Raw genomic sequence first — 13,199 nt, forward strand, 5'->3', positions numbered from 1 at the left:
GTCCCGATGACGGAAGCACAACAAGAACAACGAGAACCAAGTGTCGTCGAACTCGACGGCTCCCAAGGCGAAGGCGGCGGACAGATTCTGCGCACCGGCCTCGCGCTGTCGATGGTCACGGGCCGGCCGCTGGCCATCGCGAAGATCCGCGCGGGCCGCGCCAAGCCGGGCCTGATGCGCCAGCACCTGGCGTGCGTGCACGCGGCGGCGCAGATCAGCGGCGCGCAGGTCGAGGGTGCGGAGCTGGGCTCGCAGTCGCTGCGCTTCGCGCCGGGGCCGGTGCGCGCGGGCGACTACCGTTTCGCGATCGCCGGCGCGGGCAGCTGCATGCTGGTGCTGCAGACCGTGCTGCCCCCGCTGCTGCTGCAACCTGCGGGCCAGGTGAGCCGGCTGCGGCTGAGCGGGGGCACGCACAACCCGATGGCGCCGCCGTTCCATTTCCTGGAGCGTGCGTTCGCGCCGCTGGTGCGTCGCCTTGGCGGCGATCTGCAGCTCGTGCTGCGTCGCTGCGGTTTCTATCCGGCCGGCGGTGGCGAGGTCGACGCGACGATCGTGCCGGCGGCGGAATGTGCGCGGCTGCAGGCCTTCGACCTGCTGTCGCGTGGCGAGCTGCGCGAAGGCCATGCGGAGTGTCTGGCGCCCGGCCTGCCGCGCCATGTGGCGACGCGCGAACTCGAAACGGTGGGCGCGGCGATGGGCTGGTCGGCGCAAGCCGAGCAGCTGCGCACGGTGCCGACGCGCCAGAACGAGGGTCCGGGCAATGCGCTGCTGGTGACGCTGGCCTACGCGCACCTCACCGAGGTGTTCACGGCCTTCGGCGAAAAGACGTTGAGCGCGGAACAGGTGGCGCACGGCCTCGTGAAGGAGGTGCGCGCGTTCCAGAAGCACGAGGACGCGGCCGTGGGCCCGCACCTGGCCGACCAGCTCGCGCTGCTGCTGGCGCTGGCGGTGTTCCGGCAACCGGGGCGGTCAGCCGCGTTCACCTGCAGCGAAGTGACGCCCCACACGCGCACGAACTGCGAGGTGATCGAGCGCTTCCTGCCGGTGCGCTTCACGATCACCGACGCTGCGGGCCCGCGCGCGGCGCGGGTGCAGGTGGCGTCGTGATGGATTACAGGCCGGCCTGGCGCGTGAGTTCGCGGGCTTGCGCGGGAATCACGCTGCCGACGAAGGCTTCGCGCTTCAGGTTCTGGCCCGGAGCGTGGGCAGTTGCCACGGCTTGGCTGTGAACCGCCTGACGGTCGACGGTGGAGGTCACGGCCACGGTGCCTTCGGCGGCGGCGTCGGAGTATTCGTTGCCATTGCGCGCGGCGGCGACGGCTTCGGTGCGCACGTCGGCGCGGCTGGCGGCCGAGGTGATGGCGTGCACGCCTTCGTAGGTTTCGGCGTGGGCTGCACCGGCGGTGCCCAGCAGGGCGAAAGCGGCGGCGGAAATGGCGAGGAGTTGCTTGCTGTTCATGATGCGTTTTCCCTTTGAGTCTGTGGGCGGCGGACAGTCGTCGTTGCCACAAGCTGCAGTGTGAAACCGCATCGCGGAAGGCGCTGTGCGTTTGCGCACCGAATCCGGCAGCTGACGCTCAGGGTGTTTTTGCAGCGCGCGAATACATCACGGCCAGCGGCTCGGAGCGCCCGCGCACGTCCAGCGTGTCGACCGGCCCGAGCGTGTCTTCGGCGTCGGCCTGCTGCGCTGCGAACTGCGAGACCACGAGCCGCGCCGAAGCGGTCTTCGAATGGTCCTGCAGGCGGCTCGCGGTGTTGACCACCTCGCCGATGGCGGTGAAGGTGGTGGTTTCGAGGTAGCCGACCTCGCCCACGGCCGCGCGCCCGGCGTGCAGGCCCATGCCGAAGTCCAGGTGCTGGCCGAACTGGGCCAGGAAGTCGACGTTCCACGCGTCCATGCGCTCGCCGATGAGTCGGGTGGCGCGCAGGGCCTGCCGGCAGGCGGTGGGCAGGTCGCATTCGAGGCCGAAGATGGCCATCACGCTGTCGCCGATGAACTGGTTGGGCACGCCGCCACTCTCGCGCACGGCGGCGCCCAAGATGGCGAAGTAGCGGTCGAGCACGTAGGCGAGGTCGAAGGGCCACTGCCGCTCCGACAGGCCCGACCAGCGCCGCAGGTCGACAAACAAAATCGCCACGTCGCGTTCGTGCCCAAAGCGGCCGACCGGCGCGGGCCGGCCCTCGCGCGGCAGCGGTGCGAACAGCGGCGTCACCTCGATGCTGCCGCGCGGGCGCAGCTGGCAGGCCAGCCGCACGTCGTGCGGGGCGCGCACGCGTTCGAGCGTGCGCTGCTCGTCGCGGCCCGGCGTGCCGATGTGTTCGGGCGCACCGCTCACGCGCACGCGGCACGTGGAGCAGCGCGCGCGCCCGCCGCAGATCGACACGTGCGCGATGCCGTGCGAGCGGCTGGCTTCGAGCACGCTCCAGCCGGGCGGCACGTGCACGGTGCGGTCGGGGTAGCGCAGCGCGACGGTGGCGCCGTTGGGGCGTCGGGACAAACGGCTGCGCGCTGCGTAGGCCGCGAGCAGGGCCAGCAGCGCCAAGGCGTAGTAGCGCTTGAGGTTGGTCTCGGCGGTGTTGAGCGCGCGGCCCTGGTCGGGCGTCGGCAGCGTGACGGGCGGCACGCCGGTCCACTGGAACTCGCGCCCCATCGAGACGAAGCCCATCGCGGCGGTCACCGGCAAAAGCACGGCGATGGCGAGCAGGGGCGCGAACAGGCGTCGGTAGAGCGGGCGCACGCGCAGCGCGAAGTGCAGGCCGAGGCAGCCGTGGACCCAGGCGGCGAGCATCATGCCCAGCTGCGCGCCCGCGCCGGCCATGTCCCACAGGCCCCAGACCACGCGCACGTACGAGCCCTCGATGCCGTAGGCCAGCCAGGCGCCGCGCATCGCGGTGAGGTGGGTGGCCAGCAGCAGCGGCAGCGCAAAGCCCAGCAGCACGCGCAGGGCTTCGAGCGGCGGCATGCGCAGCGTGCGGCGCTCCCACAGCGCGGCCACAGCGAGCACGAGGTGGGTGGCGGCGGCGCCGTACAGCAGCAGCGTGCCGGGCAGGCTGTGCCAGAACTTCTGCACGCCGCGCAGCACGGTCTCGGCCGCGGCGAAGGAGACGATGCCCAGTGAATGGTTCAGCAGGTGCGCCGTGATGTAGGCCATCAGCACCAGCCCGCTTGCCCAGCGGAGGTTGCGCCGTGTCGGCGTTCTCAGTGAAAAAGTGGGCGGTGGGGAACGTCTGTCCATGAACGGGTTCGAAGCGGCACCCGAGCATAATGCGCGCGCCTCAATGACCACCGGCATGGCCCTCCCCGAACCCACCCCCCGCTCCAGCCTTGCGCTGCGCCGCATCGCGCTGCTCGAAGGCCTGTCCGACGACCGCTTCGACCAGCTGGCGCGCCAGTGCCTGTGGCACAGCGTGGCGGCCGGCAAGCCGCTGATGCTGCGCGCCGACCTGCAGGGCGAGGTGTTCCTGCTGGTGTCAGGCCGCGTGCGGGTGACGACCTACGCGGCCAACGGCCGGCAGGTGACCTTCCGCGATTCGGACGCCGGCGCGCATTTCGGCGACATCGCGGCGCTCGATGGCGGGCCGCGCTCGGCCGACGTGATCACGCTTGAACCCTGCGTGGTCGCCAGCCTGGACCGCGCCGCCTTCCTCGCGCTGCTGCGCGAAGAGCCGCTGGTGGCCGAGCGCGTGATGCAGCGCCTGGCCGCGCTGGTGCGGCAGCTGTCGGAACGGGTGATCGACCTGAGCACGCTGGGCGTGCAGAACCGCCTGCACGCCGAGCTGCTGCGCTTGGCGCGCGAGGCGGGCATCGACGGCAACGAGGCCCGGCTGGAGCCCGCACCCAAGCACGCGGCGCTGGCCAGCCAGATCAGCACCAACCGCGAGCAGGTGACCCGCGAACTCAACACGCTGGTGCGCGGCGGCGTGCTGCGCAAGGACGGCAAGGCGCTGGTCGTGGCCGACGCCGAGCGGTTGGCGCAGATGGTGTCGCAGGTGCGCGGGGACTGACCCGCTCCGGTCCGATCAGTTCCAGCGGCCGTTCGGGCCGGCGACGCTGAGGCGACCGGCACCCATCAGCGCCACGCTCAGCGCGCCGAACAGGTACAGGCCCTGCAGCTCCAGCGCCCAACCGCCCTGCTTGGTCAGCGCGAACAGGTCGGCCATGTGCACGAGGCCGAGGGCCACGAGCATGTTGATGACGACCACCGCGGCGGCGGCGCGCGTCCAGACGCCCGCGATCATCAGCAGCGGCGCAACGATCTCGCCCACGAACACGAGGTAGGCCAGCCCGCCTGGCAGCCCGGCCTTGGCCAGCATGCCGCCGATGAAGCCGACGCCGGCCGAGAGCTTGAAGATGCCGTGCAGCAGCATCAGCACGCCGACCGACACGCGCAGCACCAGCTTGCCGGCGTCGTCGCGAGCGGCGGGCGTGGCAAGGAACGACGAAGAGGAAGACGCCGAAGCGGCAGAGGCGAGAGGGGCAGCCCGGGTGTTCATGGCGGATCCTTGAGGGGAAAAAGAGAGGACAGCCGCCACGGACTGCGGCGGTGCCGGGCCAGTGTGGCGAGCCGTCCGGCGGGTGTCGGTGCGTTTACGCACACTTTTTCCAGGTTGATGCGGGTCGCCCTTGGAAAGCGAAGCCCGGCCTGCAGCGGGCATGCACTGCGGCTTCCTGCTACGCTCCGCCCCGGCCCGTCTGCCTCTGGCGGGCTTTTTTCTGCGCTGCTGGCTCCCCATGGTTTTTCCCCTCATCACCGACCCGTCGTTCTACGCGGTCGCCGTTCCCGCCGTGCTGCTGCTCGGCATCAGCAAGAGCGGCTTCGGCGCCGGTTTCGGGTCGCTGGCCGTGCCAATGATGGCGCTGGCCGTCACCGTGCCGCAGGCGGCGGCGATCCTGATGCCGCTGCTGCTGCTCATGGACCTGCTCGGCCTGGCCGCGTTCCGGCGCGACTTCGACCGTTCGCTGCTGAAGTTCCTGATTCCGTTCGGGCTGGTCGGCACGGTGATCGGCACGCTGCTGTTTCGCGTGCTCTCGGCCCACACGGTGGCGGGCATCGTGGGCGTGTTCACGCTGGTGTTTTTGGCGCAGCGCCTGGTGTTTCCGCCCAAGCCCAACGACCCGCTGCCGTCGCGCGCGGTGGGCGCCGTGTTGACGGCGGTGTCGGGCTTCACCAGCTTCATCGCGCATGCGGGCGGCCCGCCGATCAATGCCTACGTGATTCCGTTGAAGCTCAAGCCCGTGGTGTTCACGGCGACGATGGCCTACTTCTTCTTCGTGGTGAATCTCAGCAAGTGGATTCCCTACGCGTGGCTCGGCCTGCTGGACTTTCGCACACTGGCCACCTCGCTCGTGCTGATGCCGATCGCACCGCTGGGCGTGTGGATCGGCATCCGCATTGCACGCCGCATCGATGCGACGTGGTTCTATCGCTTCGTGTACCTGGGCATGCTGCTGACAGGCCTGAAACTCGTCTACGACGGCTTCCTGGCCTGAGCACGTTCAGAGTTCGACGATGCTCTTGAACCCGCCGAAGATCATCCGCTTGCCGTCGAACGGCATGGTCTTCGGGTCCATTGCGGCGATGCGCGGGTCGGCCATCACCTTGGCATTGATCGTGTCGCGGTGCTTGCGCGATTTGTAGACGATCCACGAGAAGGCCACGGTCTCGTCGGCCTTGAGCTTCACGCTTTGCGGGAACGAGGTGAGCTTGCCGGGCTTCACGTCGTCGGCGATGCACTCCACGTACTCGAGCGCGCCGTACTCCATCCAGACCTTGCCGGCCTTGCGCGCCAGCTTGCGATAGGCCTCGACGTTCTTGGTGGGAATGGCGACGATGAATCCGTCCACATAACGAGCCATGTCTGTTCTCCTGAAGAGTGTGTAGAACCGTTGCAGAAAGAAAAGCGGGGGCTGCATGGCGCCGTCGTCACGACGACGCCGTCTCGCCCGCCGCGCCCGGGGCCGACGCTGCTTCGCTGTTGTTGTTCTGGGTGTGTCCCGGCGCGGCCGGGCGAAGCAGCAGGACCCCGATCAGACCCGCCGCCGCCGCGAACACGGCGCCGACAAGGAATGCCAGGTTGTAGCCACCGTTGAGCGCCAGCGGCATCTGCGCGCCTGCGGTGGCCATGGCAGTGGTGCGTGCCGCCGCGGCGCTGGCCAGCACGGCCAGGCCCAGGGCGCCGCCCATCATGAAGGCGGTGTTGACCACGCCCGAGGCCAGGCCCGAGTCGGACGGGTCGACCTCGCTCATGGCCGCCAGCAGCACCGGGTTGAAGGCCATGCCCGCGCCCAGGCCCAGCAGCACCATGCCGGGCAGCACGTCGAGCACGAAGCCGCTATTGACCGGCGCGCGCGCGAACAGCGCCAGCCCGATGGCCGCGAGCCACAAGCCCGCCGCCAGCGGCTTNGCCCAGCGAGAACACCGCCATGATCACGTTGGCTGGCAGGAAGGCCAGCCCGATCTGCATCGGCGTGTACTGCAGCACCAGCTGCATGTACAGCGCCGAGATGAAGAACCACGCGAACATGGCCGCGGCCCACAGCACGCCCACCACGTTGGCCACCGACACGCTGCGCAGCCTGAACAGGCCCAGCGGCATCAGCGGATGCTTCACGCGCGCCTCGATGGCGATGAAGGTGGCCAGCAGCACCACGGCCGCGCCGAGCAGGGCGATGGTCTGCGTGGAGCCCCAGCCCGCTTCGTTGCCGTTGACCACGCCGTACACGGCGAGCATCAGCGACGCGGTGACGGTGATGGCACCGGCCACGTCGAGCTTCTCGCCGTGCGCATGGCCGCGTGCGTTGGGCAGCAGCGCCACGCACAGCGCATACACCGCCACGCCGATCGGCAGGTTGACCAGGAAGATCCAGTGCCAGCTCAGCGTGCTCGTGAGCAGGCCGCCCAGCAGCACGCCGATGCTGCCGCCGCCCGCGCACACGAAGCCGTACACGCCCATCGCCTTGGCGCGGTCGGCCGGCTCGGTGAACAGGTTCATGATGAGCGAGAGCGACACGGCCGACACCACCGCGCCGCCCAGGCCCTGCACCGCGCGCGCCGCCACCAGCAGGCCCTGCGAGGTCGAGATCCCGCAGGCCAGCGAGGCCAGCGTGAACAGCACCAGGCCCGCGAGGAACACGCGGCGGTGGCCATACAGGTCACCCAGCCGACCGCCCAGCAGCAGGAAGCCGCCGAAGGTCAGCATGTAGGCGTTCACCACCCAGACCAATGACGTCTCGGAAAAGCCGAGGTCGGTGCGGATCGAAGGCAACGCCACGTTCACGATCGTGGTGTCCAGCACGATCATCAGCACGCCCAGGCACAGCACCATCAGGGCGAGCCAGCGCTTTCGGTTGTCGAGGGTTTCGGTCATGGAAGGTGCTTCCTGCGAAGAAAGGAAAGTGAGAAAAGGGCGGCTCCGCTCAGACCAGCGCCTTGCCGCCGTTGATGAGCCAGGGTGTGCCGAAGCGGTCGGTCACCATGCCGAAGCCTTCGACCCAGAAGGTCTTCTCGAAGGGCATGCCGATCGAGCCGCCGTCGGCGAAGGCGTCGAAGATGCGCCGCGCCTCGGCCACGGTGTCGAGCGTGAGCGCCACGCCGAAGCCCTTCATGCCTTCGTAGGGCTGGCCGGGCATGCTGTCGGAAGCCATGAGCAGGCCGTCGCCATAGGCGAGCGACGCATGCATGATCCGATTCTTGGCATCGGCCGGCATCTGCTCGGTGCCGGGCGCTTCGCCGACGGTCATCATCATCTGCATCGTGCCGCGCAGCGTCTTCTCGTAGAAGCGCATGGCCTCGGCGGCATTGCCGTCGAACGTGAGGTAAGCGTTGATGGGGGACATGAGAGTTCCTTGGATCTGAGAGGGTGAGTCAACAAAAAAGCAGGCTCGCGCGTCACGCGACGGCCGGATCTGCCACCAGCAGCCAGCCCACGCCGAAGCGGTCGCTGAGCATGCCGAAGCTGGTCGTGAAGAAGGTCGGCGTCAGCGGCTGCATCACCTGGCCGCCGTCGGCCAGGGCGTCGAACCACTTGCGGACGTCGGCGTCGTTGCCGGCCGACAGCGACAGCATGATTCCCTTGAACTCCGCGTGGCCCGAGCAGCGGCCATCGGACAGCATGAGTTCGGTCTGGCCGATGCGCAAGACCGAATGCATCACTTTGTCAGGGCTGGGCATGCCGCCGGCGCACCCGGCGTCCGCATTGCCTCCAGTGCCGTCTGCAGGCGCTTCGCTGTAACGCATCAGCTGCACGACTTCGGCGCCGAGCGCCTTTTTGTAGAAGGCAATGGCTTCGTCGCAACGACCTTCGAAGGACAGGTAAGACTGGACTTTCATGGCGTTTCCTTTTGGGTGGGTTACGGGCACAACGGGTCTGGGCGAAAACAATGGAATTACTTTGTGTACACCGTCCACAAAGAATAGCAGAGATAATGGACAGTGTCCACATGGAGTCGCGATGAAGCTCAACAACGTTCCCGAAAGCCTGCCGCCCGCGCGCAGCACCTACCGCCACGGCGACCTGCGCCGTGCGCTGCTGGATGCCGGCATCGAACTGGCGCGGGACGGCGGCCCCAGTGCCGTGGTGCTGCGCGAGGCCACGCGGCGCGTGGGCGTGGTGCCGAATGCGGCCTACCGCCACTTCGCCAGCCGGCACGACCTGCTGCTGGCGGTGCGCGCCGCGGCGCTGTCGGAGGCGGCTCAGGCGATGGAAGGCGAGCTCGCCGTGCTGCCCTGCGACCAGCCGCCCGCCGACTTCGCGCGCGCCCAGTTGCGCGCCATCGGCACCGCCTACCTGCGCTTTGCGCAGGCGCAGCCGGGGCTCTTTCGCACAGCCTTCGTGGTGTCGGAAGACGCGCAGGGCGACGTCGGCCCGGACGGGGCGGGCGCCAGCGGCATGAACCCGTTCGAGCTGCTGGGTGCGGCCGTCGACCGGCTGGTGGACGCGGGCCTGCTCGATCCCGCGCGGCGTCCCGGCGCCGAATACCTCGCCTGGTCGGCGGTGCACGGGCTGGCGCTGCTCATCATCGATGGCCCGCTGCGCGGGGTCGACGCGCCGGCCACGCACGCGCTCGGGCAGCGGCTGATCGACATGGTGGAACGCGGCCTGTGAGGGCCGCGCTCAGTTCTCAGAGATAGATCTTCTGCAGCAGCTTGATGAGCGTCTCGCGCTCGCGCGCGCTGAGGCGACTGCTGGCTTCGGTCTCGAGTTGCACCACGGCCAGCTCGGCCTCGCGAATGAGTGTCTCGCCGGTCGGCGTGAGGTGCAGGCCGACGGCACGGCCGTCGTGCGGATGCGGCCGGCGCTCGATGAGGCCGCGGCTGTCCAGCGCGGCCACCAGGCTCACGAGGTTGGGCGGCAGGATGTCCAGCGTGTTGCACAGCTGCCGCGACGTGGCACCCGGGTTGTGCGCCAGCAAGGAGAGCACCGAGAAGTCGATCTGCTTGAGGCCGTAGGGCGCCATGCGGTCGGCGAACACGGTGCTCACGATGAGCCAGGCGCGGCGGGCGTTGTAGCCGACCAGCCCTTCGAGCACGCGGGCGTCGAGCCGCTCCGACCGGGTGGACGGCGCGACGGCGGTGTCGGTCCTGGCGGACGTTTTTTTCGCGGGAGAAGGAGGCATGCGGCGAGCGTAACCGCGCGTTGCTTTCCCGAACAACTAGCGTGACGCCTCTTGTGCGGAATGCGCCAGTGCGACACCCTCGCAAGCCCGCTTGACGATGCCCAGCCGCATCTCGAATTCAGGCAGCACCCAGCGCCGGAAGGCCGCCGCGGCGCGAACGCGGTCCGCATTGGCAGGTGCGGCGACCTCGATGCGGGCCCAGGCCCACGCCATCAGCGTGAGCATCACCACGCGCAGGAAGTCGTCGGCCACCTCGTACGGCAGCACGGGGTTGGCGTGTGCCGCCATTGCCACCGTGGTGCCGAGGTAGCGCAGCTGCGCCAGCCGCCGCTGCACGTCGGCATCGACCTCGCGGGAGGCGTCGAGCGTGTCGCGCAATTCGAGCAGCACGGCCGACAGCGCCGCGCCGCCGTCGGGCAGCACCTTGCGCACCAGCAGGTCGATGGCCTGGATCTCGTTGGTGCCCTCGTAGATCATGGTCACGCGCGCATCGCGCACCACCTGCTCCACGCCCCACTCGCGCACGTAGCCGTGGCCGCCGAATACCTGCAGGCATTCGCTCGCGCCATGGAACGCCTGGTGCGTGCAGGCGGCCTTGAGCACCGGCGTGACGAGCGCGCACCAGCGCTGCGCGCGTTCGCGCGCCTTGGGGTCGGCGTCGTGCGTGGCGATGTCGAGCATCAGCGCGCTGCGGTAGGCCAGCGCGCGCGAACCGTCGATCCACGCGCGCTGCGTGTCGAGGATGCGGCGCACGGCCGGGTGCTCGGCGATCAGGTCGGCCGCCTCGCTGCCACGGCTCGCGGGCACGGAGCCGGGTGCGCGCATCTGGCGGCGCTCGGCGGCGTAGGCATCGGCCTTCTGCCACGCGGCGTCGAGCAGGCCAATGCCCTGCAGCGCGACGTGCAGGCGCGCGGCATTCATCATCACGAACATCGCGGCCAGCCCGCGACCGGGTTCGCCGACCAGCCAGCCCGTGGCGTCGTCGAAGCGCATCGTGCAGGTCGGGCTGCCGTGCAGGCCCATCTTTTCCTCGATGCGTTCGCAGTGCACCGCGTTGCGCGCACCGTCGGGCAGCAGCTTGGGCACGAGTGCGAGCGACAGGCCCTTGGGACCCGCCGGTGCATCGGGCAGGCGGCACAGCACGAGGTGCACGATGTTCGGCGTGAGGTCGTGCTCGCCGCCTGAAATGAAGATCTTGCCGCCATTCACGCGCACGCTGCCGTCGGCCTGCGCCGTGGCGCGCGTGCGCACCTGGCCGAGGTCGCTGCCGGCGTGCGCTTCGGTGAGGCACATGGTCGCGAGCCATTCGCCGGTCGCGATCTTCTGCAGGTAGCGGCTTTTCAGTTCTTCGCCGCCGTGGTGCTTGAGGCAGGCGTACGCGCCGTGCAGCAACCCCGGCGCCATCGTGAAGCCGTGGTTCGCGGCGCTGAGCCATTCGTAGACGACGGCCTCGAGCACCGCCGGCAAGCCCTGGCCGCCGTCTTCGGTGGAGGCCGACAGAGAGGGCCAACCGCCGTCGACGAAGGCCTGGTAGGCCGCGCGAAAACCCGGTGGCGTGACGACGTCGCCGTTGTCGAAGCGGCAACCCACCTCGTCGCCTTCGCGGTTCAGCGGCGCGATCACCTCGCCGACGAATCGTGCAGCTTCTTCGAGCACCTGCGACTGCAGCGCCTCGTCGACCTCCGAGAAAGGCGCGAGTGCGCGCAGGCGCGTCGGCGCATCGAGCACCGCGTTCAAGAGAAAGCGGACGTCTTCGGGGCGGGGCTGGTAGTGCATCGGTCTCAGGACTCGGCGGTGAAGCCGATCTTCTTGACCAGCGGACCCCAGCGCTCGTACTCGGACTGCAGCGACTTCTTCATCTCCTCGGGCGAAGAGCCGTGCGCGATGAGGCCGACCGACAGCAGGCCGTCGGCCACGGCCTTGTCCTTCAGCGCAGCCTGGATCGCGGTACTCGCCGTGGCGATGGTCGCGGCCGGCGTCTTGGCCGGTGCGAAGAAACCGAACCACTCGTCGGCGACGATTTCCGGGAAGCCTTGCTCGGTGAAGGTGGGTACGTCGGGCAGGTAGGCGGGGCGCTGCGCACCCGAAGTGGCGAGCACGCGCAGCTTGCCGGCCTTGGCGAACGGCAGGCAGTCGCCGGCGGGCGTCAGGCACGAGGCGATCTGGCCGCCCACCACGTCGTTGATGCCGGGCAGCGAGCCGCGGTAGGGCACGTGGCGCAGGTCGGCGCCCGTGCTCAGGCCCAGCAGCGCGCCCAGGAAGTGCGGCGTGGAACCGGCGCCCGGGGAGCCGTAGCTGGCCTGGCCGGGGTTGGCCTTGGCCCAGGCGATGTAGTCCTTCAGCGTCTTCACGCTGGCCGGCACCATCGGGCCGACGGCGAGGCCGTGAGTCATCACGGCGCCGATGGAGATGGTCGCGAAGTCGGGGATGGCGTAGCTGAGCTTGGTGTAGATGTGCGGATAGATCGACAGCGCCGAGGCCTGCGCGAGACACAGCACCGAGCCGTCGGCCGGCGAGGTCTTCAGCGTGTCGAGCGCGATGCGCCCGCCCGCGCCCGGCTTGTTCTCGACCACCGGGTTGGTGGCGGTGAAGGGCGTGTTGCCCAGCTTGTCGGCCACGCGGCGGGCCACGCTGTCGCCCGCGCTGCCGGCCGGGAAGCCGTAGTAGATCTTCACCTGCTGCTGCACCGCCTGGGCGAGTGCGGCAAAGGGATGCAATGCGGCGAGCGCGGCGGTGCCGCCGAGCGCCGTCATGAGGTGGCGTCGAGTGGTCATGGTCTTGTCTCCTGGTTTTTTCGGGGGCGGGAATCAGCGCGGCGCCATGCGCAAGGCGCCGTCGAGGCGAATCACTTCGCCATTGAGGTGGCCGTTGGTGACGATGTGGCAGGCCAGCTCGGCAAATTCCGACGGCTTGCCCAGGCGCGGCGGGAACGGGATCGACGCGGCCAGCGAGTGCTGCACCGGCTCGGGCAGCTCCAGCAGCAGCGGCGTGGCGAAGAGGCCGGGCGCCACGGTGCACACGCGGATGGCGTGCTGCGCGAGGTCACGCGCCATCGGCAGGGTCATGCCGACGAGGCCGCCCTTCGAGGCGCTGTAGGCCTGCTGGCCCACCTGGCCGTCGAAGGCCGCGACGGACGCGGTGAAGAGCATCACGCCCTTCTCGCCGTTGTCGAGTGCGGCCAACCTGGCACAGCGCGCTGCAAAGAGGCGCGCCATGTTGTAACCGCCGATCAGGTTGATGTTGACGACGCGCACGAAGTCTTCGAGCGGCGCGGGGTTGCCGTCCTTGCCGACGATGCGCTTGGCGCTGCCGATGCCGGCGACGTTCATCAGGATGCGCGCGGGGCCGTGTGCGGCGGCTGCCTTGTCGAGCGCGGCGTTCACGCTGTCGGTGTCGGTGATGTCGCAGACGCACGCGACACCGCCGATCTCAGCGGCCACTTTCTCTGCGAGCGCGGCATTGCGGTCGAGCACCGCGACCTTGGCGCCCAGGCGCGCGAGTTCGCGCGCGGTGGCCTCGCCGAGGCCCGAAGCGCCGCCGGTGACGAGTGCGGCTTGTCCTTCGATCTTCATGGTGTATCTCC

Annotated in this window: 14 protein-coding genes and 2 pseudogenes; 4 read left to right on the forward strand and 12 right to left on the reverse strand. The window is 69.5% G+C overall.

Annotation, left to right across the window (positions count from 1 at the left end; genetic code table 11):
• Nucleotides 1-6: 6 nt before the first annotated feature.
• On the forward strand, nt 7-1,107 hold the full coding sequence (gene rtcA / locus ASD34_RS12860; protein WP_056577905.1) for an RNA 3'-terminal phosphate cyclase: 1,101 nt from the start codon (nt 7-9) through the stop codon (nt 1,105-1,107).
• A gap of 4 nt (nt 1,108-1,111) precedes the next feature.
• Here rtcA and ASD34_RS12865 read toward each other — a convergent pair whose 3' ends face one another.
• Both ASD34_RS12865 and ASD34_RS12870 read right to left on the reverse strand, forming a co-directional pair.
• Nucleotides 1,112-1,459 (reverse strand): hypothetical protein, encoded by a 348-nt coding sequence (locus tag ASD34_RS12865; protein WP_056577907.1) that lies wholly within the window; start codon nt 1,457-1,459, stop codon nt 1,112-1,114.
• A 118-nt stretch (nt 1,460-1,577) separates the two neighbouring features.
• Nucleotides 1,578-3,236, reverse strand: a complete 1,659-nt coding sequence (locus ASD34_RS12870) for an adenylate/guanylate cyclase domain-containing protein (protein ID WP_056577909.1) — start codon at nt 3,234-3,236, stop codon at nt 1,578-1,580.
• Nucleotides 3,237-3,291: 55 nt separating this feature from the next.
• Between ASD34_RS12870 and ASD34_RS12875 the strand changes: the two genes are divergently transcribed.
• Nucleotides 3,292-4,005, forward strand: coding sequence for a Crp/Fnr family transcriptional regulator (locus tag ASD34_RS12875; protein ID WP_056578076.1), 714 nt, complete (start codon nt 3,292-3,294; stop codon nt 4,003-4,005).
• Between the two features lie 15 nt (nt 4,006-4,020).
• Here ASD34_RS12875 and ASD34_RS12880 read toward each other — a convergent pair whose 3' ends face one another.
• Nucleotides 4,021-4,494, reverse strand: a complete 474-nt coding sequence (locus ASD34_RS12880; RefSeq protein WP_056577912.1) for a DoxX family protein — start codon at nt 4,492-4,494, stop codon at nt 4,021-4,023.
• A 238-nt stretch (nt 4,495-4,732) separates the two neighbouring features.
• Here ASD34_RS12880 and ASD34_RS12885 point away from each other — a divergent pair, with 238 nt between their 5' ends.
• On the forward strand, nt 4,733-5,491 hold the full coding sequence (locus ASD34_RS12885) for a sulfite exporter TauE/SafE family protein (RefSeq protein WP_056577914.1): 759 nt from the start codon (nt 4,733-4,735) through the stop codon (nt 5,489-5,491).
• A 6-nt stretch (nt 5,492-5,497) separates the two neighbouring features.
• On the opposite strand, the gene ASD34_RS12890 is transcribed toward ASD34_RS12885, so the two are convergent.
• The 5 genes and pseudogenes from ASD34_RS12890 to ASD34_RS12905 form a co-directional block, all read right to left on the reverse strand.
• Nucleotides 5,498-5,857, reverse strand: a complete 360-nt coding sequence (locus ASD34_RS12890) for a DUF1428 domain-containing protein (RefSeq protein WP_056577915.1) — start codon at nt 5,855-5,857, stop codon at nt 5,498-5,500.
• A 67-nt stretch (nt 5,858-5,924) separates the two neighbouring features.
• Nucleotides 5,925-6,404, reverse strand: a pseudogene (locus tag ASD34_RS28175) (MFS transporter); the annotation flags it as partial.
• Nucleotide 6,405: 1 nt separating this feature from the next.
• Nucleotides 6,406-7,368: pseudogene (locus tag ASD34_RS12895) on the reverse strand (MFS transporter); the annotation flags it as partial.
• Nucleotides 7,369-7,417: 49 nt separating this feature from the next.
• Complete coding sequence (locus tag ASD34_RS12900; RefSeq protein ID WP_056577917.1) at nt 7,418-7,837, reverse strand: VOC family protein; 420 nt, start codon at nt 7,835-7,837, stop codon at nt 7,418-7,420.
• A gap of 52 nt (nt 7,838-7,889) precedes the next feature.
• Complete coding sequence (locus tag ASD34_RS12905; protein WP_056577919.1) at nt 7,890-8,330, reverse strand: VOC family protein; 441 nt, start codon at nt 8,328-8,330, stop codon at nt 7,890-7,892.
• 121 nt (nt 8,331-8,451) lie between these two features.
• Between ASD34_RS12905 and ASD34_RS12910 the strand changes: the two genes are divergently transcribed.
• The gene (locus tag ASD34_RS12910) at nt 8,452-9,105 is read left to right on the forward strand and encodes a TetR/AcrR family transcriptional regulator (protein WP_056577921.1); all 654 of its coding nucleotides are present in this window, start codon (nt 8,452-8,454) and stop codon (nt 9,103-9,105) included.
• Between the two features lie 16 nt (nt 9,106-9,121).
• Here the strand turns inward: ASD34_RS12910 and ASD34_RS12915 are convergent, their stop codons facing one another.
• From ASD34_RS12915 to ASD34_RS12930, 4 genes are read right to left on the reverse strand one after another with little or no spacing between them, the layout of a single operon-like run.
• Nucleotides 9,122-9,616, reverse strand: coding sequence for a MarR family winged helix-turn-helix transcriptional regulator (locus ASD34_RS12915; RefSeq protein WP_056577923.1), 495 nt, complete (start codon nt 9,614-9,616; stop codon nt 9,122-9,124).
• 36 nt (nt 9,617-9,652) lie between these two features.
• Nucleotides 9,653-11,392: an acyl-CoA dehydrogenase family protein gene (locus ASD34_RS12920; protein ID WP_056577925.1), complete on the reverse strand. Its 1,740-nt coding sequence runs from the start codon at nt 11,390-11,392 to the stop codon at nt 9,653-9,655.
• Nucleotides 11,393-11,397: 5 nt separating this feature from the next.
• Nucleotides 11,398-12,390, reverse strand: coding sequence for a Bug family tripartite tricarboxylate transporter substrate binding protein (locus ASD34_RS12925; RefSeq protein ID WP_056577927.1), 993 nt, complete (start codon nt 12,388-12,390; stop codon nt 11,398-11,400).
• A 33-nt stretch (nt 12,391-12,423) separates the two neighbouring features.
• The gene (locus ASD34_RS12930; RefSeq protein WP_056577930.1) at nt 12,424-13,188 is read right to left on the reverse strand and encodes an SDR family NAD(P)-dependent oxidoreductase; all 765 of its coding nucleotides are present in this window, start codon (nt 13,186-13,188) and stop codon (nt 12,424-12,426) included.
• Nucleotides 13,189-13,199: the final 11 nt, after the last annotated feature.

Source organism: Variovorax sp. Root473, from assembly GCF_001426505.1.
GTDB lineage: Bacteria > Pseudomonadota > Gammaproteobacteria > Burkholderiales > Burkholderiaceae_C > Variovorax.

Excerpts from the sequence above, each read along its gene's own strand:
- ASD34_RS12905 (WP_056577919.1), bottom strand. The coding sequence starts at position 8,330 with ATGAAAGTCCAGTCTTACCTGTCCTTCGAAGGTCGTTGCGACGAAGCC.
- rtcA (WP_056577905.1), top strand. The coding sequence starts at position 7 with ATGACGGAAGCACAACAAGAACAACGAGAACCAAGTGTCGTCGAACTC.
- ASD34_RS12885 (WP_056577914.1), top strand. The coding sequence starts at position 4,733 with ATGGTTTTTCCCCTCATCACCGACCCGTCGTTCTACGCGGTCGCCGTT.
- ASD34_RS12925 (WP_056577927.1), bottom strand. The coding sequence starts at position 12,390 with ATGACCACTCGACGCCACCTCATGACGGCGCTCGGCGGCACCGCCGCG.
- ASD34_RS12890 (WP_056577915.1), bottom strand. The coding sequence starts at position 5,857 with ATGGCTCGTTATGTGGACGGATTCATCGTCGCCATTCCCACCAAGAAC.
- ASD34_RS12900 (WP_056577917.1), bottom strand. The coding sequence starts at position 7,837 with ATGTCCCCCATCAACGCTTACCTCACGTTCGACGGCAATGCCGCCGAG.
- ASD34_RS12920 (WP_056577925.1), bottom strand. The coding sequence starts at position 11,392 with ATGCACTACCAGCCCCGCCCCGAAGACGTCCGCTTTCTCTTGAACGCG.
- ASD34_RS12870 (WP_056577909.1), bottom strand. The coding sequence starts at position 3,236 with ATGGACAGACGTTCCCCACCGCCCACTTTTTCACTGAGAACGCCGACA.
- ASD34_RS12875 (WP_056578076.1), top strand. The coding sequence starts at position 3,292 with ATGGCCCTCCCCGAACCCACCCCCCGCTCCAGCCTTGCGCTGCGCCGC.
- ASD34_RS12930 (WP_056577930.1), bottom strand. The coding sequence starts at position 13,188 with ATGAAGATCGAAGGACAAGCCGCACTCGTCACCGGCGGCGCTTCGGGC.
- ASD34_RS12865 (WP_056577907.1), bottom strand. The coding sequence starts at position 1,459 with ATGAACAGCAAGCAACTCCTCGCCATTTCCGCCGCCGCTTTCGCCCTG.
- ASD34_RS12915 (WP_056577923.1), bottom strand. The coding sequence starts at position 9,616 with ATGCCTCCTTCTCCCGCGAAAAAAACGTCCGCCAGGACCGACACCGCC.
- ASD34_RS12880 (WP_056577912.1), bottom strand. The coding sequence starts at position 4,494 with ATGAACACCCGGGCTGCCCCTCTCGCCTCTGCCGCTTCGGCGTCTTCC.
- ASD34_RS12910 (WP_056577921.1), top strand. The coding sequence starts at position 8,452 with ATGAAGCTCAACAACGTTCCCGAAAGCCTGCCGCCCGCGCGCAGCACC.